Here is a 19,101-nt window from a genome sequence, read left to right as displayed (position 1 = left end):
CCCACGGCAGGAAAGCACGCTCATGGCATCCAAGGGCTCATTCAAGGTTTATGTCGACGGACAGGAAGGGACCACCGGCCTGCGGCTGTTCGATTATCTTCAGGCACGCGACGATATCGAACTGCTGCGTATCGACAGCGACAGGCGCAAGGACCCGGTCGAGCGCGCGCGGCTGCTGAATGCCGCCGATGTCGCGTTCCTGTGCTTGCCGGACGCGGCCTCCCGCGAAGCCGCGGCGATGGTCGAGAATCCGGACACCTGCCTGATCGACGCCAGCACCGCTTTCCGTACCGATCCCGACTGGGTCTACGGGTTGCCGGAGCTGGATGACGGCCAACGCGATCGGATTCGCGCCAGCAAGCGCATCGCCAACGTCGGCTGTCACGCCAGCGCGTTCATCCTGCTGGTTCGACCGCTGGTGGATGCCGGGCTGCTGCCGGCGGACTATCCGCTCTCAGCGTTCTCGCTGACCGGCTACAGCGGTGGCGGGAAGGCCATGATCGCCGAGTACCAGGCCGCTCTCGACGAAAAGCGCAACGGCGACGACCGCCTGAGCGCGCCGCGCCCCTACGCCATGGCACTCGGCCACAAGCACCTGCCGGAGATGCAACAGCATGGCCGGCTGGTGCAGCCGCCGGTGTTCTCACCGATCGTCGGCCCGTTCTTGAAAGGTCTGATGGTCAGCGTGCCGCTGCAGCTTTCTCATCTTGGCGCGGGAACCCGGGCGGAAGATCTGCTTGATGCCTACCGCACGCACTACGCCGATGAACCTTTCGTCCGAGTGTGGCCGTTCGAAGCCCTCGACAATCTGGACAACGGATTCTTCGACGTGCAGGGCGCCAACGAGACCAATCGCGTCGATCTGTTCGTGTTCGGCAACGAAGAGCGCGTCTGCCTGGTGTCGCGGCTCGACAATCTCGGCAAGGGCGCCGCCGGGTCCGCTGTACAGAACATGAACGTGCACCTCGGCGTGGACGAAATGACGGGCCTCAGCATCTGACGCGAACCTCGCCGGGCCTGGATTTCATCGATCCAGGCCTAGCGAGTTCAGGGGTCGTATGCTGCCGAGAGTCAGTCTGTGAGCGCCGATCGATCAGCGGCGATACGTTTCCAGAAACGCATAGATCGCCGCAATATCCTGCTCGCCATGCCCTGCATTGACAGCATCGAACCAGAGATTGCGGATATGGGAGAGCGACGGCAGCGCCTTGTCGTCGCCCGCCTCCAGTGCCAGCCCGAGATCTTTCAGCCCCCACTGCATCGCCATCTGCGGATCGAATTCGCCGCTGGCGATCATGTCCATCTTGAGCTTCATGTAGGGCGTGGCCAGCGGGCCACCCTCGAGCACCTGCCAGAGATCGTCGGTGGTGAAGCCGAGCGTATCGGCAAGCTGTGCGGTCTCGGCGATGCCCTGCATCATCGAGATCAACCAGGCGTTGATGACGACCTTCATCCGCGCGCCCTGCCCGGCCTGTCCCAGCCACTGGGTCTTGTTGCCCAGCACCTCGAAGACCGGCTCGACCACGGTGCCCGCGCGATCACGATCGCCGCTGGCCAGAATGGCGATCTTACCCTGCTGCGCCGGCGCCTTGGTGCCGGAAACCGGCGCGTCGATGAACACGACGTCACTGCGCGCGTCACCGACTTCAGCGATCAGCCGGTCGGTTTCGGCCACGCCCAGCGTGCCCATCTGGATCAATATCGCGCCTTCCGTCATCGCGGCCAGCGCGCCGTCGTCGCTCAACAGCACATCCCGCGTCACCGTGAGGTCGGGGAGCATCGTGATTACGGCCTGGGCCTGAGCCACCGCATCGGCGGGAGACTCGGCAAGGCGCGCGCCATTCTCGACGAGGCCGCTGGCCTTGCCGGGAGAGCGGTTCCAAACCGCTACATCAAAGCCGGCTTGCAGGAGATTGGCGGCGAAGGCATGGCCCATGGCACCCAGGCCCAGCACGGCAATGGAACGAGAATCGGACATCGGAGTGTTCCTCGAGAAAAGTGTAGGCTGCTAATCACACAGGAAACTATAGACGAAAGTCACATCCTTCAAGCTCAAGGCCCGATTTCAACGCGATGCCCTTCCGCTATCGTTCCCTTGCCTTGGCGCCTTTTTAATGATGACCGCGCCATAGCGACAACAGCGCCCCGCCGACGGGATCGTCGTCGGGCAACGCGACCGCAGCCACCCGGCGGCGGGCGGCATCGAGTTGGCCGGGCTCTCCGCGCTCTACCTCCCACGACTGCCCCGGCGGATAGGCGCCGACCATGGTGAAGTCATCGCTGGCCTCGAGACAGGCATGACCGACGCCCGCCGGCAGCACCAGCACGTCGCCTGCAGCGATATCGTGCTCGCGGCCGTTGGGGCCGCCCAGGCGAATATGCGCTCGGCCACGGAAGACGCCCAGCGCCTCGTGCGCGGTGGAATGGAAATGATCGAAATCGTAGAGCCCATAGCGCCACTGTGGCGGCCATTGGTGACGAGCGAACAGCGCCTCGAAACCGGCGGCCGGATCCGACTCGGAGGCGTCGAGAACCTGACGGTAGATCAACACCGGCAGCGACGAGTTGGGAAAGCCGCTGGCCTCATCGGCGTCGAACGTGTGCGTTTCGGGTTGCGGCGTCGCCATGGTGTTCTCCCTGAGTCTGGATCATCGATTCGACAAACAGCTTAGGAGACGCTCGCCGGCTCGTCATTCGGGCTAATCATTCGGACTCGCCATTCGGGCTCGCCGACAGCGGCATCCGGTAGACCGCGAAAAGACTCAAACCGGCGAACAGCAGCATCGGCCACAGCGCGAGGTTCGGGTTCGAGTATGCCTCCGCGAGCCAGCCGCCCACCATCGGCATGACAAAGGCCAGGGAGTAGCCGACGAAGGACATGCCGGCGGTCAGCGAGGCCACCGCCTCCCCGCGTTCCAGACACGGCGGCAACGCCATGATCAGCGTGAGTTCCAGAGTAATGCCGAAACCGGAAATCACCAGCGCGATCAGCGCCGGCCAGCCCTCCATCCCCAGAAAACCGACCAGCCCCAGCACCCCGAGCGCGGCGAACATCCCCAGCGGCCGACGGCGGGTGATCCAGCGGCGCCCCCGCCACAACATGACCAGCGACGCCGCCAGGGGGCTGGCGTTGTAGAACAGCAGCGCCAGCGTCAGCAGGCCAGCCTCCCCGCGAGCGTCGAGGACGGTGCTAAGATAGGCGTTGGTGGCCATGAAGATCCCGATCGACGCCGCCAGCGGCACGCCCATCAGCCATACCCGTGACGAGCGCAACGACATCGAACGGGAAGGCACCGTCTCGGATGCGGCCGCGACCTTGCGATGTCGCGAGCTCTGGCGAAGACGCATCGCCAGCAACGCGACGATCACCAGCGCCGGCAACGACCACAACAGCAGCGCCCACTGCCAGCTATCGCCTGCCAACGCCAGCACGACGGGGCGAGTGCCTCCCGCGCCGATCAATTCGCCCACCGTCATGCCGTTGAGATAGATCGCGCTGCCCAGCCCCAGATGGCTCGGCGTCCAATCCCGCAGCAACGCGGGCACCGTGACCTGCATCACCGCCAGCCCCAGACCCATGACGACCGACGCCGTGAACAGAACGGGGGCGGAGAGCGTCAGCCCCCGTGCCGCGGAGCCCAGGGCCACGATCGCCAGCGCCAGCGTCAATGCCTGCAGCATGCCGATACGCCGGGCGAATCGGACCGCCAGCATCATGCTCAACGCCAGCACCACGTAAGGCACCGTCGTCAGCGCCCCGACCGCCGCACTGCCCAGCGACAGCGACTCGGCGATCTCCCCGGCCAGCGGTGGTGCGATCAGGATCGGTAAGCGCATGTACAGACCGACCAGCCACAGCAGCGTCAGCGCGCCCCAGGGCAGGGCCGAATCGACGATCGATGCAGGAAGAAGAGATCGCATACGCGAACGCAGAGCCATGCGGCCACCTGATGAGCGAGCGCCCGCAAAAGCCGGGCGCGATGAAGGAGCCTTGAAAAATAACAGAACCAGAGCCGCCAATCTGCGGCACCTTACCCAAGGTACTATTGCTCGGTAGCGATCCGTCGACCGATAGTGCTTATCAGCCGAACTCAACGAACTCAAAAAAACTCGACGGAAGGAGGCGCGTGATGACGCCAAGCGTTGCATTGATCGCTCCGGGTGCCATGGGTGCCGCTATCGCTCGACGCCTGACGGATCACGGCGTCGAGGTCCTGACCTCCTTGACGGGACGCAGTGAGCGCAGCGTCGAACGTGCCCATCAGGCGGGAATGCGTGATGCCACCCTGTCCGAACTAATGCGGGCCGATCTGCTGCTTTCCGTGGTGCCGCCAGCTGAAGCCGAAGCGCTGGCCCTGCAACTGGCGCCGCTGCTGGCGGGTAGTGAAAGGCCACCGACTTACTGCGACTTGAATGCCATCAGTACCGTGACGCTGGCCCGCGTGGAACGTGTCGTTCGTGATAGCGGTGCGACATTCGTTGATGGCGGCATCATCGGCCCACCTCCTTCCGAGACCCAAATGCCCCGCATCTACGTCGCCGGTGAACGCGCCTCTGCCTTGGCGAGGCTGAACGATCACGGTCTGGACGTTCGCGTGCTGGAGGGAGAGATCGGCAGCGCTTCCGCGCTGAAGATGTGCTTTGCCGGCATCAACAAAGGCATGACGGCGCTGACCACGATCATGCTGCTGGCCGCCGGCCGCAGCGGTGCCGGAGAAGCACTGCGCGGCGAGTTGGAACGGAGCCTACCGGAAGTGATCACGCGTATCGACCGCGGCGTCCCGGCCATGCTGCCCAAGGCCTGGCGCTGGCATCCGGAAATGCGTGAAATTGCGGATTTCCTCGACGCGGCCGCACCCGGCGGCACCGATGCCGCCGGACGCAGCGTTTTCGAAGGATTCGCCGCGCTTTATGAACGGCTCGGCGACGAAGAAGCGGACGGCGAAATCCGGCGCGTACTAGCCGAATTGATCGATGATCGGAGGACCTAGCCCCAAGAGGCTGAACCGACTACATGCCGTGCTTGATGCCGCGATTGATCAGCACCCAATTGGCCGGGTAGGACGTGGCGAAGCCTATCAGCATCGCGACCTGCATCATGAACCAGAACGGTGCCGTGAACGCGTTCATCTCCCCCATCCAACCGTACAGCGCGATCAGCATCCAGACGTACATGCCGATCTGAAAGGCAATCAGCGACAAGGTATCGGCCTTGATCGCATCTTTCAGCGCGTCGCCGGGGCTCGAATCGCTCATCGCGCGGATCGGCAAATACTGGAACAGCACGCCGAACAGATAGGCGCCGATGAACGCGAGCACGAAATGCCCCAGCACCGCGGAGCCCAGCAGGGCGAAGCCGGTGGCCGTGGCGATCGGGGCCGTCACCACGTCACCAAGCGTGCAGCCGCCGCCGCAGTGGGTGGCGGAGACGAAGACGCTCTGCCACTTGGGTTTGTCACCGCCGTGATGTTCATGGCCGCCGTGCTGTTCGTGGGCTTGATGTGCCTGCTCCCATTTAGTCGGCGCTCGGCCCATTCGGCGATAGGCCCACCATCCGAACACCGGCATGTAGAGCCCGGTAATCGGCCAGGTCAGATTCATGATCGCCATGGGCTGGGGGCGTTTCAAAACATCGACGGCAATGATCAGTGCCGTCGCGATACCCAGCAGCAGAAAGATCCATGACCAGAAAATCAGCATTATTGCCCTCCTTGGCGATGTCTCGGCTATCTGTCTCCGCGATATGTCCGCGATCGAGTGGTCGCGTTCTTTCGAAGATCGCTTCAGGTATAGAAACGTTCGGCGACTTCAACAAGCGAGGTCCCGGACCCAGGTTCGCGCCTTCGTATGGCGCATTCCATTACCGTTCTAATAATGAACAGCTGCTTTATAAGCCGCCTCGCTTAATGCATTATCTTGTCCAGCCAGCGCGCTGACACGATCAACGTCGGGGCAACGGCCCATTCTCTGGACACTTCATCACAGGATTCTCCGAACATGTCCGAAACGCACAGACCCAATTACCGCAGCGCGCTGACCGTCGTCACGACGATCTTTTTCATGTGGGGTTTCATCACCTGTCTCAATGACATTCTGATTCCCCACCTGAAAGCGGTCTTCTCGCTGAACTACACCCAGACCATGCTGATCCAGTTCACCTTCTTCGGCGCGTATTTCATCATGTCGCTGCCGATGGGCAAGGTGCTCGCCAGGATCGGTTATAAGAACGCCATCAGCCTGGGACTGTTGATCGCCGCCGTAGGCGCGGTAATGTTCTATCCGGCGGCGCGGGCGCCCTCGTATCCGCTGTTTCTGACCGCGCTGTTCGTGCTGGCCAGCGGCGTCACCATGCTGCAGGTCGCGGCCAACCCCTATGTCAGTCTGCTGGGGGCCGAGGGCTCCGCTTCGAGCCGGCTCAATCTGGCCCAGGCGTTCAATTCGCTGGGCACCACGCTGGCCCCGTACTTCGGGGGCATGCTGATCCTTGGCGCCGCGGTGCTGGGGGCCAGTGAGCTCGCCGACATGTCCAGCGCCGACCGAATGGCCTACAAGGTTCAGCAGGCCCAGAGCGTGCAGCTACCCTACCTGCTGCTGGCCGGTGTACTCGCTGTTCTGGCGGTGGTGATCTATCTGTGGAAGCTGCCCAATTTCAAGGATCAGGCCCGCGACGATAGCCCCACCGAGAACGTCACTGCCGCTCAGGCCTTGCGTCACCCGCATGTGCTGTTCGGCGTCATCGGCATCTTTGCCTACGTGGGTGCGGAAGTTTCCATCGGCAGCTTCCTGATCAATTACATCTCGCTGCCGGACATCGGCAACATGAGCGAAAGCAGCGCCGCCAGCTACGTTGCCTATTACTGGGGCGGCGCCATGATCGGTCGCTTCATCGGCTCGGCGCTGATGCAGAAGATTCGCCCCAGCCTGATGCTGGGCGTGTTCGCCATCGTTGCGGCACTGCTGACCGCCGCTACCATGCTGACCTCCGGTCATATCGCCATGTGGAGCATCGTCGCCATCGGCCTGTTCAATTCGATCATGTTCCCGACCATCTTCACGCTGGGTATCGCCAAGCTCGGCCCGCTGACCAGCAAGGCGTCGAGCCTGCTGATCATGGCGATCGTCGGCGGCGCCATCCTGCCGGTGGCTCAGGGCGCGATCGCCGATACCGTTGGCATTCATCACGCCTTCGTGCTGCCGCTGATCTGCTATCTGTTCATCGCCTTCTACGGCTTCCGCGGCTCGCGGGTCATCAATCCGCACCCCGCCGCTCAAGGTGAAGCCAACGCTTATTCGTGAACGCCCACCCGTCAACGACAAACGCCCCTCCATTGAGGGGCGTTTGTCGTTGGGAACGTCGTTGCCTACGCTCCGGTCATCTGTTTCCGACGGCGTTCACTTGCCCGGATAGTCGGTCGCTTCACCGACCGCTCGCCACTCGCGAATCTCCGCCAGCCGCTCCTCGAGATTCTCGATCACCTTGTCGACACCCCAAGCCCCCAGCACCAGATGACGCGGCGGCTGCGGCTGCGCGACCAGATCCATCATCGCTTGAGCGGCACGCACCGGATCGCCCGGCTGCTTGCCACTGTTGCTGCTGGTTCCTGCCATGCGCGCCTTGGCCGTCTCGGCGTAGTCGTCGATCTTGCTTGGCGTCTGCTGCAGCGAGCGTCCGGCCCAATCGGTGCGAAACGGCCCCGGTTCGACACAGGTGACGCGAATACCCAGCGGCCCGACCTCGGCCTTGAGCGAATCCGACCAGCCTTCCACCGCGTGCTTGCTGGCAGCGTAGTAACCGGAACCTGGAAACCCGATGAAGCCGGCCACCGAGCTGATGCTGATGACGTGTCCGGCACGGCGTTCGCGCATGCCGGGCAGCACCGCTCGCGTCACCGCGAACAGACCGAAGACGTTGGCGTCGAACTGCGCTCGAATCGCGCTCTCTTCGCCCTCCTCGCAGGAAGCCTGATAGCCGTACCCGGCATTGTTGACCAGCACATCGATCCGGCCGAACTTGTCGTTCGCCGCCGCGACGACCTCATCGATCTGCGCCGCATCGGTGACATCCAGCGCCAGCGCGAGAACGCGATCTTCGGCGCCTTCGACCAGATCCGCCACACGCTCGCGGGAACGCGCCGTCGCGATGACTTTCCCGCCCTGCTCGATGATCAACTTGGCCAGTTCGCGGCCGAAACCGGTGGAACATCCCGTGATCAACCACACGGGAGAATCGGGCATGGACATGCAATACCTCCTTTCGAATATCGAGAACACGAGCTTTCGAGAACACGACGCCACGGGAAATAGATCATGACCGTATGGCAGCGCCGTCGGTGAACGTGAGTCTCTAGCGTAGACGATCCCCACGGCAACCGATGCCGCCGCCAAGGCCCGATTCGGCGTCCGACGAGTGCCACCGCTTCGTTCTTCGCGCGAGAGCCGGTTATCGTGCGACCTTAGTCGCAAGCACCTTGAAAGTCATACAACCAAGTCGGGATAATCGCTTAGCGAGCAAAAAATAGACGCGTTATCGATTCGCCTGCTTCCTTCATCGCCCGATCTTTGCAAGCTGCATTTTTGCCTCCTGCACCGTTCAAGGATACCCATTGCCTTTCACCCATCGGATCGCCGGCGCCATCGATACTTCGGATGATGACGCATGACCCAGGTCGAGCAGCTTTTCGAGCGCTACGGTCCACGCTATCGGCTGTGGGTGACGTTGACCGTGATGCTGGGCCTGGTGGCGCTGGGCATGTCGATCACCATCGTCAACGTGGCCATCCCCTACATCAAGGGCGCCTTCGGCATGAGCGACTCGCAGGTCCAGTGGCTGTCTACCGGCTTTCTGGCCTCGACCACCGTATCGCTGCTGGTCGCGCCGTGGCTGGTGGCCGCCGTCGGTCAGCGAGCCACCTTCGTCGGGCTACTGTTGACGTTCATCGCAGCCTCGATCCTCGGCGGCCTGGGCCAGGGCATGGCGGCGCTGGTGGCGGCGAGGATCGTCCAGGGCGGCATGACCGGGTTGATTCGCCCGGTCGCCATGCAGGCGCTGTTCGCCGTCTATCCGCCTGAGGGGCGGGGCATGGCGACCGCCATGTACGGCATGTGCCTGGGCCTGCCGCTGACGTTGGCGACCGTCGTCGGTGGCTGGCTGGTCGAACATTTCACCTGGCGCTACGTGTTCTTCGTCACGCTGCCCATCTGCGCTGCCGCGATCGTGATGGGTCTGTTCTTCCTGCCCACCCGCGAACAGAAGGGTCCGCGCCCACCCTTCGACTGGGCCGGTGTGGTGCTGCTGTTCGTGGCCGTGTTTTCGCTGCTCGCGGCGCTTTCCAACGGCCAGCGCTGGGGCTGGTACGATCCTCGCGTTCCCGAGCTGATACTGGTGTCGGTGCTCTGCGGGGCCACGTTCATCGCCTGGCAGAATCGCGCCAGGCACCCCCTGCTCGAGCTGGCGATCTTCCGCAACCGCCTGTTCGTCGTCGGCACGCTGGCGATGTGCCTGTTCGGCGGCACCTTCTACGGCATCATGTACCTGCTGCCACAATTCGTGCAGGGGGTGCTGCACTACAGCCCGATCACGGCCGGCCAGATATTCCTGCCCTCCACCGCCGTACTGGGCATTCTGGTACCGCTGGTGGGTTGGTTGAGCGATCGTTATCCGCCGCACTGGATCACGCTGCCCGGCCTCGCCTGCACGCTGTTCTCGGTATGGCTGATGGCGCAGATGGACTGGAATACCTCGTTCGTCTATCTCGCCATGGCGATGGGTGTTCTCTCCATCGGCATGGCCTCGTTCCCGCCGCCTACGTTATCCAACGCCATTGCCGGCCTACCCGCCCACCTCACCGGTCATGGTTCGGGCGCGATCAACTTTGCGCTGCAGCTGGGAGGCGCGTTGGGCACGGCGGGGCTGGTCATCCTGCTCGATCGTCAGACCGCCTATCACGGCCAGCTCCTGAATGCCGGCGTCAACGCGGGTAACGCCATCGCCCGTCAGCAGCTGGGCCAGTTGACCGAGATGGTGGGCCGACTCGGCGTACCGGAAACCCACCAACCGGCCATGGCCGGCTATCTGATGGGCCGCATCGAGGCGATCTGGGCCTCGATATACGCCTATCAGGACGGCTTCTGGATCCTGATCGGGAGCCTGTTTCTGGTGGTGATCCCGTCGATACTGCTCAGCCGCTGGCGAGGCATGTCCCGCGCCTGATATTGCTGACCGCCTTTCGTTCATCCGACTCTTGAAGGACCCGTTCACGCCATGACCGCCGATTCCCCTCGACCCGCCAAGCGTCGCCTGCCCCGCAGCGTGAAACTGCTGATACTCGCCATCGTCGTGGTGCTGTGTCTGATCTGGATCGGGCTGGCGATCGCGCACCGTCTATCCCATGTCAGCGCCCAGGACGCCCGCGTCATGACCGACCAGGTCACCGTCAGCAGTCGTCTCGACGGTCGGGTCACCGATTTCACGCTCACCGAGGGCGATACGCTCGAGCAAGGCGACGCTGTCGCCACGCTCTACAGCAAGCCCGACGAGCGCAGGCTGGCCTCGCTCGAAGCCGATGTCGCCGCCCAGCGCGCCAAGCTCGACTACGAGAAGGCCCGCCTAGCGATGGCCGGGAAGCAGCTGAAGGGGGGAATGAATCTGACGCATCGCCAATTCGAGGCCAGCCAGGCCGCCGAGAAAGCTGCCCAGGCGCGGCTCACCGAAGCCCAGCGCGAGTTCAAGCGCACCGATACGCTGTACAAGAAGAAGTCGATCTCCGAGCAACGCCGTGATCAGGATTACTACGCCTACCAGGCCGCTCTCGCCGAACATGCCCAGGCGCAGCAGGAAGTGGAAGTCAGCCAGGCGCTGGCCGACAACGCTCAGGTGGGCTTCATCAATGGTTCGCAGATGCCGCTGCCCAACCCCGACGTGCTGCACCAGCAGGTGAAGATCGCCGAGCGCGATCTCGATTCGGCCGAGGCCAAGCGCGACGAGGAACGTCTGCGCCTCGACGATCTCCACGTCACCAGCCCGGTCGACGGCGTGGTCGACAAGACACTGATCGACCAGGGCGAATACGTCAGCGCCGGACAGCCGATCCTGATGATGCACGATCCCGCGAAGCTGTGGGTGGAAGCCAACATCAAGGAGACCGATGTCGGCGCGCTGCGCACCGGTCAGTCCGTCGCCATCACCGTCGACGCCTTTCCCGACCAGACCTTCAGCGGTCATGTCGCCGTCATCGGCCGCGCCGCGACCAGCCAGTTCGCACTGTTACCGGATCCCAATCCTTCCGGCAACTTCACCAAGATCACCCAGCGAATCCCGGTACGCATCCGCTTCGACGACGGCCCCACCGAGCTGATCGGCCCCGGTATGATGGTCGGGGTGGATATCGATATCAGTGGTGCCGACCCGCACCAGAGGGACACTCAGGCAGGCTCCCCTTCCGGAAGCTGACAGGACGTTGGACATCGCTACTCGCTGCGAACCGCTCGACAGTGCCGCTGCGCCGACTCCTCGATGACGTGCTTGGCATCGATCAGGATCTCGCGCCCCCAGAACGCGGAGTAGGCGCTGTCGAAGTCGAGCGGTTCGAGGCGTCTGGCGATGCTCTCGACCGTTCCCGCATCGAGCGGAATATTGTTGGGGTAGGACCACATGAACGACGCCATCCGATCCGGCGTCACCAGTAGCGTGTCACCGGTCAGCAGGACCCGATGCTCGGACCAGTGAAGCACGCTGGCACCGGGAAAATGACCGCCTAGACGGTAAACATCGACGCCGGGCAGTATCTCGCGTGACTCCCCTTCCCAGAACTCGATTCCAGGATCCGCCACGGTGACCCAGTCACGGTCCGCGGCGTGGACGTAGATCGGGCAGTCGAACGCCTGCGCCCAATCCGCCATGGTGGAAAAGAAATGCGGATGCGACAGCACGATGGCATCGAGCCCGCCGAGCCCTTCGATGATCTCGATGGTCGCCTCGTCGAGCAGCGTCAGGCAGTCCCACAGCACGTTGCCGGCTGGCGTTCGTACCAGGAAGGCACGCTGGCCGATGGCGAAGCTTGGCGTGGTGCCTATCGCCATCAGCCCCGGCGCCATGTGGCGGAAGGTGTTGGTGTGACGGGTCGCCAGTTGGGTTGGCGTCGTCCAGCGCTGGCCCTCGACCGGCACGAACTGGCGCTCGTCCTCGCAGATTTCACAGTGTTCCGGCGGTGTCTCGCTCGGCGGATATTGCACGCCACAGGTGGCGCAGATAAAACCGTGGTTACGCATCCCGACCTCCCATTGGAACCGACTCAGATCATCGCTCTTTTCATTCTTCATCAACGTCGCTTGTTATCAACGTAGTTGATTATCGAACTAGCTTGAGGTCCTGCGCTTGCCAGCGATCATAACGCTTTGCTGACGGATCATCAGCCATCCCGCGATCAGGATAGTCGCCATGCCCACCAGCGTTGGACCATCGGGAACCTCGCCGAATAACCAGAACCCCCAACCGGTCGCGAATAGCAGATAGGCGTAATCGAACGCTCCCACCAGCGACGAGGGCGCAAGCTGATAGGCTCGGGCAACCGCAGTATTGACGCTCACCATGAGCAACGCGTAAAGCAGGACCAGCAGACACGGCACCGTAGCGAGTCGCTGCCAGCCACGGGTGAGAAACCCGGATGATGTCTCAGACACGAGGACAGTCACGATGACACTGCCGACCACGCCCGCCAGCAGGAAAGCGACATTGAGCCCGAGGGCCAACAGCCACGGAGACACGTCGCGACAGCGCGTTCGCGTCACAACCATCGCCCCGGCATAGCAGAGCGCCGCCAGTAACGGAAGCAACATGGCTGGCGAGAACAGCGCCCCACCGGGACGCAGCACGGTCAACACGCCAGCGAAGCCGAGCCACAGTGCGGCCCAGCGTCGCCCCGTCAACGGCTCGCCCGTGAGCGCGGCCAGCATCGCGATAAACAGCGGCGTGGTGTAGATTCCGACGGCGGCAATGCTCAGTGGAATCCAGGGCAGCGCGGCATAAAACGCAATCCACATTGCCAGCAGCAGCAGGCTCCGCAACGCGATCCAGCGCCGGCTATCGAGGCGCCGAGGAAGATTGCCGTTCTGACGCCGCCAGCCTATCAGCAGTATCGGCAACGAGATCGAGGGCGCGATTACCAATAGTTGCCAAAGTGAGAGGCTGTCGCTGAGATACTTGACTAGCGCGTCTGCCAGGGCGAGGAGAAAAACCGCGCCGACGATCAGCAGAATGCCGCGGCGAGGGTTATCTTCAAACGTGGAAGGTGCTTTCATGGCGGTTCCTGTCGGTGGCAACCGCCAGAGCGTGCCCCACCGACCGCCGCCGTCACCAGCGATGGTTGCGTCACTATCCATGAGCCAGGGTTATGTTTCCGCTGAACCGTTCACTGCCGCCCCTCGCTACCCTGCTCCCGTTCGAAGCCGCCGCCCGCTGGGAGAGCTTCACTCGCGCCGCCGAAGAGCTCGGCCTGACTCAGGCGGCCATCAGCCGCCAAGTGCGATCGCTGGAAAAGGACCTTGGCGCGACCCTATTCGAGCGCAGAAACCGCGGCGTCTTCCTGACGCCGGCCGGACGCGAACTGGCCAACGTCATCACCGATGGATTGTCCCGGATCGCACAGCAGGCCGACGATCTCCGCGGCGGCGAGCGCGCGCCCCGAGTGATTCTATTCTGCCAACTCTGCGAAGCGTTCTACTGGCTGATGCCCCGGTTGGCGACGTTCAATCAGCGCCACCCCGACATCGATCTGAAGCTGGTGACATCGACCCGACCGATGACCGAGCAACGCGACCCGTTCGATATCGCCCTGCAGACGCATGGCAGACCTAGTGGCAACCACACGCTGGCATTTATCGCCGCGGATACGATCTATCCCGTCTGCAGTCCCGATCATTCGGCCGCGCGGAACGCGCCAATTCCGCTGGAAGCGTTGGCGGGCGAGGAGCTGCTTCATCATCGCGCAGAACCGCCCGACTGGATGGAGTGGAGCGGCTGGTTCACGGCCATGGATCAGGAAGTCTCGTCACCGCTGCCGGGGAAAGTGTTCGACAGCTATCCGCTGATGTTGCAGGCGACACTGGCCGGGCACGGTATCGCACTGGGATGGCGACGCACGACAGAGCGTTTGATCGACGCTGGAGAACTGGTAAGGCCGGTCGAGGAATTTCTCGTTCAACCCGAGGCGATCGCCGTCTATACCCACCGAGAAGCGATGGATCGCTACGCGTGTCGGGCGCTGCTCGACTGGCTGGCAGAAACACTGAACGACACACTGAACGATACACCCAGCTAGCGACGACTCCACCCGCCCGTCATGGCGACCTCTGATTAACGAGCACTAGACGACCGGTCTATTCAAGGCTAGAGTGGACGCATGAACAGCTCACTAGCCACCCGCGACGTCAAGACGCAGATCCTGGATATCGCTCAGTCCACCATGGGGAGCCGAGGGTTTTCCGCGGTCGGGCTGAATGAAATTCTCAAGGCGGCCCAGGTACCCAAAGGCTCTTTCTACCACTACTTCGAGTCGAAAGAGGCGTTTGGTGTCGCACTGCTGGAACGTTACTTCAGCCGCTATCTGGCCGAACTTGATGAGTTGCTCGCCACTCGCGACGAGAGTTCCGCCGTCTCAAGGCTGATGCGTTACTGGCAACGCTGGGTGGATACCCAGACCGGGCACGACCTGCAAAGCCGTTGTCTGGTGGTCAAGCTGGGTGCCGAGGTCAGCGATCTTTCCGATTCGATGCGCCAGGTACTGGAAAACGGCACGGATCGAATCATCGAACGCCTGACCCGCGAGCTGACCCGCGCCCGGCAGAATGGAGAAATCACCGCCGATGACGATGACGGAGAGCTGGCCGCCTCGCTGTATCAGATGTGGCTAGGGGCCAGCATGTTGGCTAAGGTGACCCAGGACGATAGACCGTTGCAGTCGGCATTGAGCACGACACGACGCTTGCTCGGCCGTCACTGAATCGAGAGTGAATCCAGGGCCGATGATTTGGCCCTTTTATTTACCTTGGGACTAGACGACTGGTCTAATCGAATCAGATTCATTGAAGTGAAAGGAGTACATCATGACGCAGAATCATACGATCAACCGACAGTGGGTACTGGCCTCGCGCCCCCACGGCGAGCCGCGTCAGGATAACTTCCGCCTGGAAGAGACCGAGATTCCCGCCGCCACGGAAGGCACGGTCTTGCTGCGCACGGTCTATCTCTCGCTCGACCCCTACATGCGGGGCCGCATGAGCGACGCACCCTCTTATGCCCCGCCCGCGAAGATCGATCAGGTCATGGTGGGCGGCACCGTCAGCCGCGTCGTCGAATCTCGACATGCCGATTTCCAGCCAGGCGATTGGGTGCTGGGCTACAGCGGCTGGCAGGACTACGCCCTGTCGGACGGCACGGCCCTGACCAACCTGGGACAGCAGCCCGAGAATCCTTCCTACGCTCTTGGCGTCATGGGCATGCCGGGCTTTACCGCCTACATGGGGCTGACGGATATCGGCAAACCCAAGGCGGGTGAGACCCTGGTGGTCGCTGCCGCTACCGGCCCTGTCGGTGCGACGGTTGGGCAGATCGGCAAGATCAAGGGCATGCGGGTCGTCGGTATTGCCGGCGGTGACGAAAAGTGCCGCTATGTGGTCGAGACACTGGGCTTCGATGCCTGTATCGACCACCGAGCCGACGACTTCGAAGCCCAGCTCGAGGCCGCCTGCGATGCCGGCATCGACGTCTACTACGAAAACGTGGGTGGCAAGGTCTTCGATGCGGTCCTGCCGCTGCTGAATACCAGCGCTCGGATACCGGTCTGCGGGGTGGTCGCTCAGTACAACGCGACGGATCTACCGGAGGGGCCGGACCGCCTGCCACTGCTGCTGGATACCATTCTCAAAAAGCGTCTCACCGTGCGCGGCTTCATCATCTTCGATGACTACGGTCACCGCTTCGACGAGTTCTTCAACGAGATGTCGGGCTGGGTCGAGGAAGGTCGCATTCACTATCGCGAAGAGATCAAGGAAGGCCTGGAAAATGCCCCCAAGGCGTTCAGCGGTCTGCTGAAGGGTGAGAACTTCGGCAAACTCGTCATCCAGGTCGGCGAGCGCTGATCCCATGTCGCTCGATCTCGTCCCCCTCGATCTCGTCCTCCTCGACTTCGAAGCACCGGATCCCGCGGTCATCGATTGCGTAACCACCACAAAGGCATTCATCCCATGAAAGTATTAATGGTACTGACATCACACGATCAACTTGGCGACACCGGTGAGAAAACCGGCTTCTGGCTCGAAGAGCTGGCAGCGCCTTATGTCGTCTTCCAGGACGCCGGCGCCGATATCACGCTGGCCTCGCCCAAGGGGGGGCAGCCCCCGCTGGACCCTAAAAGCGACGACCCGACGGCGGATACCGAAGAGGTCAAACGTTTCCGCGCTGACGCGGAGGCCATCAAGGCACTGGCCAGCACCCACGTGCTGGCAGATATCGATAGCAACGATTTCGACGCAGTCTTCTACCCTGGCGGCCACGGCCCGCTGTGGGACCTGGCCGAAGACAAGGCATCCATTGCGCTGATCGAACGTACCCTGCGGGCCGGCCGTCCCGCGGCGCTCGTTTGCCATGCGCCTGGCGTACTGCGTCACGTGAAGGACGCTGACGGCGCGCCGATCGTGAAGGGTAAAAAGGTCACCGGCTTTTCCAACAGCGAGGAAGAGGCTGTCGGCTTGACAGACGTGGTGCCGTTTCTGGTCGAGGACGTGCTCAAGTCACAGGGTGGCGACTACAGCAAAGGCGCTGACTGGTCCTCTTACGTTCTGACCGACGACCTGCTGATTACCGGCCAGAACCCGGGCTCCTCCGCCGAAACCGCGAAGGCCCTGCTGAAACGACTCAACGAAAAGGGGTAGTTCAATGAGCACTTACGTGATCTTCATCAAGGACGCCACCCTCGATAGCGAGGAGATGGCGATCTACGCCGACAAGGCCAGCAAGGCAAGGGGGGAGGTCCCTCCCAAGCCCCTGGCATTCTATGGCGATATCACCACGCTAGAGGGCCCCGAAGCCGAGGGTGCCGTGGTGCTGGAGTTTCCCGACCGCCAGGCCGCGCTGGCGTGGTATGAAAGCCCGGCCTATCAGGAGGCCAAGCAGCATCGGCTCAAAGGCGCCGACTATCGTGTCATGATGGTGGAAGGGGTTTAACGGCTAGCGGTTGCCGGTAGAAATTCCAGTGTAAAGGGGGCGGCAAGTGATAATGCCGCCCCTTTATTGTGCAGCCTCTCCGGTATGGACCGACAACCTCCGGCCGTCATCGATGCCACCGCCAGCTCGGCAGAAAAAAACCGCCGGATCGTCTACTTCCAGAAGTTGCTCTTCATCAGATCGACGACGTCGCTCATGCGGCCGTTGAGCACGGCCTTGCCCGAATAGAGCGCGGTGGACGTCACCTGCCCCGGTTCGATCTTAGGCGGCATCACCAGCTCCATGCGGTTGACCTTGACGTCGAGAATCGCCGGGCCGGGATGGGCCAGCCACTCGGCGATGGCGTGCTTGAGTTCATGTTCCTGCTCGACCCGCCGCCCCCACAGGCCGATCGACTGCGCCAGCAGCCCGAAATCCGGGTTGTCGAGATCGGTGTAGCTGTCCAGCAGACCGTCGACCTTCTGCTCCAGCTCGACGAAACCCAGCGAGCTATTGTTGAAGACGACGATCTTGAGCGGAATCTTCTCCTGCTTCAGGGTCAGCAGGTCGCCCATCAGCATGGTCATGCCACCGTCGCCGCACATCGCGATGACCTGACGCTCGGGGAATGCCTTCTGAATGCCGATCGCCTGCGGATAGGCGTTGGCCATAGTGCCGTGGACGAGGCTCGACAGCGTCCGACGCTTTCCGTTGGCGCGGATGTGACGCAGCATCCAGACCATCGGGCTGCCGCCATCGGCGGTAAAGAAGGCGTCGTCGTGGGCGGCTTCGTCCAGCGCCAGCGTCAGTTCCTGCGGATGGATCAGGCCGTCGTCGTCGGACTCGTGAGCGTCGCGCTCCAGCGCCTTGTGGTAGCTCTTGCGGCAGCGCTCCAGCCAGGACGTGTCGCTCTGCTCGTCGACGATCTGGGCCAGCGCGGCACAGGTATCGCGCACGCTGCCGAGCAGTCCGATGTCGACCGGGTGACGTTTGCCGATCTGCTGCGGATCGATATCGACCTGAATGATCGTCGCCTTCTCGGGATAGAACTGCGTCCAGGCGAAGTTGCAGCCGAGCAGCAGCAAGGTGTCGCATTCGGCCACGGCGTGGTAACCCCCGGCCAGGCCGAAAACGCCGGTCATGCCGACCTCGAAGGGATTGTCCGGTTCGATGAAATCCTTGGCCCGCGAGGTCCACGCCACCGGCGCGTTGAGCTTGGCCGCCAGCACCATCACCTCGTTACGCGCGTGCTCGCAACCGGAGCCGGCGAAAATCGAGATCTTGCCCCCGGCGTTGAGCGCCTTGATCGCCGGCACCAGCTCCTCGGCGCTCGGCCGGGTGATCGGGTTGAATCGATGGGCGCGATACGGCAGATCCTGGCTCGGCTTCTGGGTGAACAGATCGCCGTGCACGATCAGCACAGCAACACCGTTCTCGGCCAGTGCCGCCTGGGCCGCCAGAGCCGTCATCCGGCGCACCTGATCGGGATTGATGACCCTTTCGCAGAAGACGCTGCACTGCTCGTAGATCGGCTTGGGATCGACATCCTGCGGAAAGCCGACGCCGGTATCGGCGGTACCCACCTGAGAGGCGATCAGCACCACCGGGGAGCCGCTACGATGGGCTTCGAACAGGCTGTTGACGAAATGTAGCGTACCCGGGCCGCAGGTACCGGCACACAGCGCCAGTTCCCGAGTCATGTAGGCTTCGCCACCGGCGGCGAAACCGCCGACCTCTTCGTGGCGCACATGCACCCACTCGAGATCGCTGCGCCGGATCGCGTCGGTGAAGTGATTGATGGTATCGCCGACCACGCCATAGCAGCGCTTGGCGCCCGCCTCGGCAAGGGTTTCGACGATGATTTCAGCGACATTCTGATGACTCATGAGGCGACTCCTGTCACG

The 19,101-nt window shown here is 62.8% G+C and carries 18 protein-coding genes; 10 read left to right on the top strand and 8 right to left on the bottom strand.

The window, feature by feature from the left end; all coding sequences use genetic code 11:
* The first annotated feature begins 22 nt into the window (after positions 1 to 22).
* The gene (gene argC, locus BTW08_RS13155) at positions 23 to 1,000 is read left to right on the top strand and encodes an N-acetyl-gamma-glutamyl-phosphate reductase (protein ID WP_075562989.1); all 978 of its coding nucleotides are present in this window, start codon (positions 23 to 25) and stop codon (positions 998 to 1,000) included.
* Between the two features lie 93 nt (positions 1,001 to 1,093).
* On the opposite strand, the gene BTW08_RS13150 is transcribed toward argC, so the two are convergent.
* The 3 genes from BTW08_RS13150 to BTW08_RS13140 all read right to left on the bottom strand — a co-directional run bounded on the left by BTW08_RS13150 (position 1,094) and on the right by BTW08_RS13140 (position 3,939).
* The gene (locus tag BTW08_RS13150) at positions 1,094 to 1,978 is read right to left on the bottom strand and encodes an NAD(P)-dependent oxidoreductase (protein ID WP_075562988.1); all 885 of its coding nucleotides are present in this window, start codon (positions 1,976 to 1,978) and stop codon (positions 1,094 to 1,096) included.
* A gap of 133 nt (positions 1,979 to 2,111) precedes the next feature.
* Positions 2,112 to 2,627 (bottom strand): cupin domain-containing protein, encoded by a 516-nt coding sequence (locus BTW08_RS13145; RefSeq protein WP_075562987.1) that lies wholly within the window; start codon positions 2,625 to 2,627, stop codon positions 2,112 to 2,114.
* A gap of 76 nt (positions 2,628 to 2,703) precedes the next feature.
* On the bottom strand, positions 2,704 to 3,939 hold the full coding sequence (locus BTW08_RS13140; protein ID WP_075562986.1) for an MFS transporter: 1,236 nt from the start codon (positions 3,937 to 3,939) through the stop codon (positions 2,704 to 2,706).
* Between the two features lie 191 nt (positions 3,940 to 4,130).
* Here BTW08_RS13140 and BTW08_RS13135 point away from each other — a divergent pair, with 191 nt between their 5' ends.
* Positions 4,131 to 4,991, top strand: coding sequence for an NAD(P)-dependent oxidoreductase (locus tag BTW08_RS13135; RefSeq protein ID WP_075562985.1), 861 nt, complete (start codon positions 4,131 to 4,133; stop codon positions 4,989 to 4,991).
* Positions 4,992 to 5,010: 19 nt separating this feature from the next.
* Here the strand turns inward: BTW08_RS13135 and BTW08_RS13130 are convergent, their stop codons facing one another.
* Complete coding sequence (locus tag BTW08_RS13130; RefSeq protein WP_075562984.1) at positions 5,011 to 5,700, bottom strand: DUF4396 domain-containing protein; 690 nt, start codon at positions 5,698 to 5,700, stop codon at positions 5,011 to 5,013.
* A gap of 297 nt (positions 5,701 to 5,997) precedes the next feature.
* Here BTW08_RS13130 and fucP point away from each other — a divergent pair, with 297 nt between their 5' ends.
* On the top strand, positions 5,998 to 7,296 hold the full coding sequence (gene fucP / locus BTW08_RS13125) for an L-fucose:H+ symporter permease (RefSeq protein WP_075562983.1): 1,299 nt from the start codon (positions 5,998 to 6,000) through the stop codon (positions 7,294 to 7,296).
* Between the two features lie 96 nt (positions 7,297 to 7,392).
* Here the strand turns inward: fucP and BTW08_RS13120 are convergent, their stop codons facing one another.
* Positions 7,393 to 8,241 carry an oxidoreductase gene (locus tag BTW08_RS13120; protein ID WP_075562982.1) on the bottom strand — a complete coding sequence of 283 codons (849 nt, stop codon included), beginning with the start codon at positions 8,239 to 8,241 and terminating at the stop codon, positions 7,393 to 7,395.
* A 415-nt stretch (positions 8,242 to 8,656) separates the two neighbouring features.
* Between BTW08_RS13120 and BTW08_RS13115 the strand changes: the two genes are divergently transcribed.
* Together BTW08_RS13115 and BTW08_RS13110 are read left to right on the top strand one after the other, a co-directional pair.
* A complete protein-coding gene (locus BTW08_RS13115) occupies positions 8,657 to 10,210 on the top strand; it encodes a DHA2 family efflux MFS transporter permease subunit (RefSeq protein ID WP_075562981.1) in 1,554 nt (517 codons plus the stop codon).
* Between the two features lie 51 nt (positions 10,211 to 10,261).
* Positions 10,262 to 11,449 (top strand): HlyD family secretion protein, encoded by a 1,188-nt coding sequence (locus BTW08_RS13110; protein ID WP_075562980.1) that lies wholly within the window; start codon positions 10,262 to 10,264, stop codon positions 11,447 to 11,449.
* A 17-nt stretch (positions 11,450 to 11,466) separates the two neighbouring features.
* Here the strand turns inward: BTW08_RS13110 and BTW08_RS13105 are convergent, their stop codons facing one another.
* Both BTW08_RS13105 and BTW08_RS13100 read right to left on the bottom strand, forming a co-directional pair.
* The gene (locus BTW08_RS13105) at positions 11,467 to 12,267 is read right to left on the bottom strand and encodes an MBL fold metallo-hydrolase (protein WP_075563074.1); all 801 of its coding nucleotides are present in this window, start codon (positions 12,265 to 12,267) and stop codon (positions 11,467 to 11,469) included.
* An 87-nt stretch (positions 12,268 to 12,354) separates the two neighbouring features.
* The gene (locus BTW08_RS13100; RefSeq protein ID WP_075562979.1) at positions 12,355 to 13,296 is read right to left on the bottom strand and encodes a DMT family transporter; all 942 of its coding nucleotides are present in this window, start codon (positions 13,294 to 13,296) and stop codon (positions 12,355 to 12,357) included.
* A gap of 92 nt (positions 13,297 to 13,388) precedes the next feature.
* On the opposite strand from BTW08_RS13100, the gene BTW08_RS13095 reads away from it, so the two are divergent.
* From BTW08_RS13095 to BTW08_RS13075, 5 genes are all read left to right on the top strand, one after another.
* Positions 13,389 to 14,315 carry a LysR substrate-binding domain-containing protein gene (locus BTW08_RS13095; protein ID WP_075562978.1) on the top strand — a complete coding sequence of 309 codons (927 nt, stop codon included), beginning with the start codon at positions 13,389 to 13,391 and terminating at the stop codon, positions 14,313 to 14,315.
* Positions 14,316 to 14,396: 81 nt separating this feature from the next.
* Positions 14,397 to 14,996, top strand: a complete 600-nt coding sequence (locus tag BTW08_RS13090) for a TetR/AcrR family transcriptional regulator (protein WP_075562977.1) — start codon at positions 14,397 to 14,399, stop codon at positions 14,994 to 14,996.
* A 103-nt stretch (positions 14,997 to 15,099) separates the two neighbouring features.
* On the top strand, positions 15,100 to 16,134 hold the full coding sequence (locus BTW08_RS13085) for an NADP-dependent oxidoreductase (protein ID WP_075562976.1): 1,035 nt from the start codon (positions 15,100 to 15,102) through the stop codon (positions 16,132 to 16,134).
* Positions 16,135 to 16,239: 105 nt separating this feature from the next.
* Positions 16,240 to 16,926, top strand: a complete 687-nt coding sequence (locus BTW08_RS13080) for a type 1 glutamine amidotransferase domain-containing protein (RefSeq protein WP_075562975.1) — start codon at positions 16,240 to 16,242, stop codon at positions 16,924 to 16,926.
* A 4-nt stretch (positions 16,927 to 16,930) separates the two neighbouring features.
* Positions 16,931 to 17,218 carry a DUF1330 domain-containing protein gene (locus tag BTW08_RS13075; RefSeq protein ID WP_075562974.1) on the top strand — a complete coding sequence of 96 codons (288 nt, stop codon included), beginning with the start codon at positions 16,931 to 16,933 and terminating at the stop codon, positions 17,216 to 17,218.
* Positions 17,219 to 17,370: 152 nt separating this feature from the next.
* Here BTW08_RS13075 and BTW08_RS13070 read toward each other — a convergent pair whose 3' ends face one another.
* Complete coding sequence (locus BTW08_RS13070; RefSeq protein WP_075562973.1) at positions 17,371 to 19,083, bottom strand: thiamine pyrophosphate-dependent enzyme; 1,713 nt, start codon at positions 19,081 to 19,083, stop codon at positions 17,371 to 17,373.
* Positions 19,084 to 19,101: the final 18 nt, after the last annotated feature.

The organism is Salinicola sp. MH3R3-1 (genome assembly GCF_001937155.1).
In the GTDB taxonomy this organism is placed as follows: Bacteria; Pseudomonadota; Gammaproteobacteria; order Pseudomonadales; family Halomonadaceae; genus Salinicola; species Salinicola halophyticus.
This window is presented reverse-complemented; position numbering and strand designations above follow the sequence as displayed.

What these genes read in the sequence shown, in the direction of transcription:
- BTW08_RS13120 (WP_075562982.1), bottom strand. Translation starts at nt 8,241, where the DNA reads ATGTCCATGCCCGATTCTCCCGTGTGGTTGATCACGGGATGTTCCACC.
- BTW08_RS13075 (WP_075562974.1), top strand. Translation starts at nt 16,931, where the DNA reads ATGAGCACTTACGTGATCTTCATCAAGGACGCCACCCTCGATAGCGAG.
- BTW08_RS13090 (WP_075562977.1), top strand. Translation starts at nt 14,397, where the DNA reads ATGAACAGCTCACTAGCCACCCGCGACGTCAAGACGCAGATCCTGGAT.
- BTW08_RS13140 (WP_075562986.1), bottom strand. Translation starts at nt 3,939, where the DNA reads ATGGCTCTGCGTTCGCGTATGCGATCTCTTCTTCCTGCATCGATCGTC.
- BTW08_RS13105 (WP_075563074.1), bottom strand. Translation starts at nt 12,267, where the DNA reads ATGCGTAACCACGGTTTTATCTGCGCCACCTGTGGCGTGCAATATCCG.
- BTW08_RS13100 (WP_075562979.1), bottom strand. Translation starts at nt 13,296, where the DNA reads ATGAAAGCACCTTCCACGTTTGAAGATAACCCTCGCCGCGGCATTCTG.
- BTW08_RS13095 (WP_075562978.1), top strand. Translation starts at nt 13,389, where the DNA reads ATGTTTCCGCTGAACCGTTCACTGCCGCCCCTCGCTACCCTGCTCCCG.
- BTW08_RS13070 (WP_075562973.1), bottom strand. Translation starts at nt 19,083, where the DNA reads ATGAGTCATCAGAATGTCGCTGAAATCATCGTCGAAACCCTTGCCGAG.
- BTW08_RS13115 (WP_075562981.1), top strand. Translation starts at nt 8,657, where the DNA reads ATGACCCAGGTCGAGCAGCTTTTCGAGCGCTACGGTCCACGCTATCGG.
- BTW08_RS13080 (WP_075562975.1), top strand. Translation starts at nt 16,240, where the DNA reads ATGAAAGTATTAATGGTACTGACATCACACGATCAACTTGGCGACACC.
- BTW08_RS13130 (WP_075562984.1), bottom strand. Translation starts at nt 5,700, where the DNA reads ATGCTGATTTTCTGGTCATGGATCTTTCTGCTGCTGGGTATCGCGACG.
- argC (WP_075562989.1), top strand. Translation starts at nt 23, where the DNA reads ATGGCATCCAAGGGCTCATTCAAGGTTTATGTCGACGGACAGGAAGGG.
- BTW08_RS13135 (WP_075562985.1), top strand. Translation starts at nt 4,131, where the DNA reads ATGACGCCAAGCGTTGCATTGATCGCTCCGGGTGCCATGGGTGCCGCT.
- BTW08_RS13145 (WP_075562987.1), bottom strand. Translation starts at nt 2,627, where the DNA reads ATGGCGACGCCGCAACCCGAAACGCACACGTTCGACGCCGATGAGGCC.
- BTW08_RS13085 (WP_075562976.1), top strand. Translation starts at nt 15,100, where the DNA reads ATGACGCAGAATCATACGATCAACCGACAGTGGGTACTGGCCTCGCGC.
- BTW08_RS13150 (WP_075562988.1), bottom strand. Translation starts at nt 1,978, where the DNA reads ATGTCCGATTCTCGTTCCATTGCCGTGCTGGGCCTGGGTGCCATGGGC.
- fucP (WP_075562983.1), top strand. Translation starts at nt 5,998, where the DNA reads ATGTCCGAAACGCACAGACCCAATTACCGCAGCGCGCTGACCGTCGTC.
- BTW08_RS13110 (WP_075562980.1), top strand. Translation starts at nt 10,262, where the DNA reads ATGACCGCCGATTCCCCTCGACCCGCCAAGCGTCGCCTGCCCCGCAGC.